At 71.0% G+C, this 4,047-nt stretch carries 4 protein-coding genes; 2 read left to right on the top strand and 2 right to left on the bottom strand.

From position 1 onward, the window contains the following. Positions 1-131 precede the first annotated feature (131 nt). Positions 132-749, top strand: a complete 618-nt coding sequence (locus AOK18_RS26010) for a DUF6214 family protein (protein WP_055695924.1) — start codon at positions 132-134, stop codon at positions 747-749. Here the strand turns inward: AOK18_RS26010 and AOK18_RS26005 are convergent. Next, positions 738-1,406, bottom strand: a complete 669-nt coding sequence (locus tag AOK18_RS26005) for a DUF305 domain-containing protein (protein WP_055571460.1) — start codon at positions 1,404-1,406, stop codon at positions 738-740. The two genes, AOK18_RS26010 and AOK18_RS26005, sit on opposite strands and share 12 nt — an antisense overlap. A 208-nt stretch (positions 1,407-1,614) precedes the next feature. Between AOK18_RS26005 and AOK18_RS26000 the strand changes: the two genes are divergently transcribed. Next, positions 1,615-3,117 (top strand): LVIVD repeat-containing protein, encoded by a 1,503-nt coding sequence (locus tag AOK18_RS26000; protein ID WP_055695923.1) that lies wholly within the window; start codon positions 1,615-1,617, stop codon positions 3,115-3,117. Here AOK18_RS26000 and AOK18_RS25995 read toward each other — a convergent pair. Further along, a complete protein-coding gene (locus tag AOK18_RS25995; RefSeq protein ID WP_055695922.1) occupies positions 3,105-3,920 on the bottom strand; it encodes a TetR/AcrR family transcriptional regulator in 816 nt (271 codons plus the stop codon). The two genes, AOK18_RS26000 and AOK18_RS25995, sit on opposite strands and share 13 nt — an antisense overlap. Positions 3,921-4,047 lie beyond the last annotated feature (127 nt).

Below are 4,047 nucleotides of genomic sequence, written 5' to 3'. Positions count from 1 at the left end.
CGCTGACAGGGTGCCGTCCGCCGGCCGGGGCGCGTGTTCGTTCGTACGGAAAGTGATCGCGTGGTTACGTGACGCGCGTGCTCGAGGAATCTTTTCTCCATCTTTCCGATCGTTCTCCGGCAGACGGGGCGGTGTCCGTGTGGCCCGCCTGGGAGGTGCGGGAGGGCGGGCACGCGACGCGCTGGTTCCACGTGCGGCTCGTCTTCGCGGACGGGGCGGGCGTCGAGGCGCTCGCCCTGGTGTCCGGGCTCTGCGTCTGCGTCGAGGACGTACGGGCCCGGCCCGCGCTGTCGCTCGAGGACCTGGCGCTGTTCGCGGACTGGATCGAGGGGCCGCTCGCACGGGCGTGCGGCGCCGAGGACGGGACGGGCCCCGGCGACGGGACGGCGGACGACGGGCCTGACGCCGGGGACCGGGACGCCGCGTGCGCCCCGGCCGTCGATGTCGAACCGGTCCCCGGTGCCGAGCCGGCCGCCGGCGGGCCGGACGCCGGGGGCGGCTCCGCCGTCCGGGTCCGGCGGCCCGGCGCGGGGGAGCGCCGAAGCCGTGCGGTCCGGCCGCGGGAGCCGGTGGGCAGGCGCCTCGTGGCGCGGGAGTACCGGGCGGCCCAGGAGGAGGGTGTGGACCCGGTGCTCGCCGTGATGTGCGCGACCGGATACAGCCGGCGCGGGGCGCTCAGGGTCATCGGACGGGCACGCGACGCGGGCCTGCTGACTCCGCGTCACGCCCGGCGGACGTCAGAGCAGTGAGCGCATCCGGGTGATCTCGCTCGTCTGCTGGGCGACCACGTCGTCGGCCATCTCCTCGACCTGGATGTTGTTGCCCTGGGCCTTCACCTCCGTGGCCATGGTGATCGCCCCTTCGTGATGGGTGATCATCAGCGTGAGGAAGAGCTGGTCGAAGGCCTTCCCCTCGGCCGCGCGCAGGTTCGCGAGCTGGGCCGGGGTCGCCATCCCGGGCATCGTCGCGTGGTCGTGTCCGTGGTCGCGTCCGCCGGCCTTCCCGGACCTGCCGTGCTTCGCCAGCCAGCCCTCCATCATCTTGATCTCCGGCTTCTGGGACGCGGCGATCCGCTCGGCCAGCTTGACGATCTTCGCCGACTCGGCGCGGTCCGCGACGAGTCCGGTCATCTCCACGGCCTGCGAGTGATGTTCGATCATCATGCGGGTGTAGGAGACGTCCGCGGAGTTGGGGGAGTCGTCCTCGACGCGCCGCTCCGCCGCCTCCTCGGCCGACAGGGTCCGGTTCGGCCCTCCGGGCTCGCCCGGCGCGATCACCGAGGGGCCGCCTCCCGAGGCCGGCCCGGCGTCGTCGGTACCGGAGTCGCAGCCCGTGAGCCCGAGTGCGGCCAGGGCGATCAGCCCGGTCGCGACGACGGACGCGCGTGACGCACGGCGGTGGAACACGGGACCTCCTGGGGCAGGGGGTACCCCCTCCGGGGGAGGGTGGCACGACACCTCGTGAGTGCTGACGACTGTCCTAGCACGCTTCCGCGCGGCAGTGATCGGAAAACTTCGTTGCGAGTGTGTTGCCCACTGTTGATATGCCCATGCTCAGGACCATACTGCCGGAGCAGAGCCCGTTCCGAGCCGAACGGGACAAGGGAGGAAAACAGTGATCCTGTTGAATGTTCCCCGAACCCGGCGCAGACGCCTGGGAGTTGCCGCAGCGGCCGGCGGGCTGCTGGCCGCGCTCCTGACCGCCGCACCGGCCGCGGCGACCCCCGACCCCGGGGACGCGCCCCCCGCTCCGAAGGAGATGTCGAGGAGCGCGCAGGCCGAGGCGCGCGAGGCCATCGAGCAGGGCGAGATACCCGCCCAGGACGAGATCGTCCACTCCGCCAACATCCGCCATGTCGCGCACGTCCCCAAGGACGCGCTGACCGGCACCAACTCGGACCTGGCCTTCCAGGGCCGGTACGCCTTCGCCGGGAACTACGACGGTTTCACCGTCTACGACATCAGCAACCCGAAGTCGCCGAAGACGGTGTCCCAGGTGCTGTGCCCCGGCTCCCAGAACGACATCTCCGTCTCCGGCGACCTGCTGTTCCTCTCCACCGACTCCTCGCGCAGCGACGACAGCTGCAACAGCACCACGCAGCCGGTGACCGAGAAGTCCTCGTGGGAGGGCATGAAGGTCTTCGACATCAGCGACAAGCGCAACCCGCGCTACGTCGCCGCCGTCGAGACCGCCTGCGGCTCGCACACCCACACGATGGTCCCCGAGGGCAAGAACGTCTACCTCTACGTCTCCTCGTACTCGCCGAACGCCGCCTACCCCGACTGTCAGCCGCCGCACGACGGCATCTCCGTCATCAAGGTGCCGCGCAAGGCCCCGCACAAGGCGGCCGTGGTCGGATTCCCGGTGCTGTTCCCCGGCGAGGGCCCCGACGGCGGCGGCAACCCGGGCGGACCCACCAACCCAGGCGTCTCCAAGACCACGGGCTGCCACGACATCACCGTGCTGCCCTCCAAGGACCTGGCCGCCGGTGCCTGCATGGGCGACGGCATCCTGTTCTCCATCAAGGACCCCGAGCGACCCAAGGTGATCGACCGGGTGCAGGACAACGTCAACTTCGCCTTCTGGCACTCCGCGACCTTCAACCAGAGGGCCGACAAGATCGTCTTCACCGACGAGCTGGGCGGCGGCGGCGCCGCCACCTGCAACGCGGAGGTCGGACCGAACCGCGGGGCGAACGGCATCTACGACGTCGTCGGCAAGGGGGACAGGAGCAAGCTCGTCTTCCGCAGCTACTACAAGATCCCCCGCCACCAGGCCGACACCGAGAACTGCGTCGCCCACAACGGCTCGCTGATCCCGGTCAAGGGCAAGGACCTGATGGTCCAGGCCTGGTACCAGGGCGGCGTCTCCGTCTGGGACTTCACCAACTCCTCGGAGCCGAAGGAGATCGCCTACTTCGAGCGGGGTCCGCTGACCACCGACCAGCTCGTCATCGGCGGTTCGTGGTCGGCGTACTACTACAACGGCTACATCTACTCGAACGACATCGCCAAGGGTTTCGACGTCCTGAAGATCGACGACCGGCGCACGGACCCGGCCCGCAAGAACCACCTGCGTGAGCTCAACGTGCAGACGCAGCCGGACTACTTCGACTGAGCGTCCGGCCCGGACCGCCGGGCGGGCACCGGGGACTCCGGTGCCGCCCCGGTCGCGAAGAACCGCGACACATCCGTCCGGTCCGGCGCGTCCGTGTCACCCGTCTCCTCCGGGCGGGCCGTTCCGCCCGGGCGGTCCGGCCCGTCCGGCCGCTCCGTCCCGCCGCAACGGCCGGACAGACCGCCCGCACCCGTCCCGCCGGGCACCTCGGTGTCCGGCGGGACACCGAGTCCCCAGTCCAGCCGGTACCGCTTGAACAACTCCTCGCGCAGCACCGCGACGGGCATCGGCACACCCGGCACCAGGGCCGAGTACACGGCGCCCATCAGCAGGGCGCGCAGCATCGGGTAGTCGCTGTCGACCCGCGTCGAGCCGTACCGGGCGACGGTGTCGCCCAGCAGTTCCGCCAGACGGCGCTGCTCGGGGCAGGGCAGGAAACCCTCGGCCTGCAGCAGCCCGGCCATGTGCTGGCGCATCAGCACGGGACGGTCCCGGGCCAGGCCCAGGATCGCGTCGATGGCCCGTGCCATCCGCTCCCGCCCGTCGTCGGTCCGCGGTTCGCGCTCCAGCGCCTCGTCGAGCGTCCGGTGCATCAGGCGGTGCACGGCGGACTGCACCAGCTGGCGCTTCCCCGGGAAGTAGTACGAGACCAGGCCCCGTGCGGAACCCGCGCGGTCGGCGATGTCGCCGAGCGTCGTCGCCTCGTATCCGCGCTCGCCCACCAGCTCCACGGCGGCCTGGAGAAGCCGCTCCTTCGAACGTCTCCGCAACTCTTCATTGACCGAGGCGCTGCGCGGGGACATGCTGTACTCCTGCGTTGACTGGTTGGCAGCCAACTATACTCAGCGCATCCGGTCGGGCCCCCGTGCGGGCCCATTCCGGGCTGCCGTCCTCCTCGGGCGGCGCGGGGGATCGCCCGAGGAGGACGGC

The sequence above is a fragment of the Streptomyces prasinopilosus genome, assembly GCF_001419695.1.
Taxonomy (GTDB): Bacteria; Actinomycetota; Actinomycetes; order Streptomycetales; family Streptomycetaceae; genus Streptomyces; species Streptomyces prasinopilosus.
Note: the sequence above shows the minus strand (reverse complement) of the source record. Positions and strands in the feature narration are given on the sequence as shown.

Coding starts and splice junctions, on each gene's coding strand:
- AOK18_RS25995 (WP_055695922.1), bottom strand. CDS start 3,920: ATGTCCCCGCGCAGCGCCTCGGTCAATGAAGAGTTGCGGAGACGTTCG.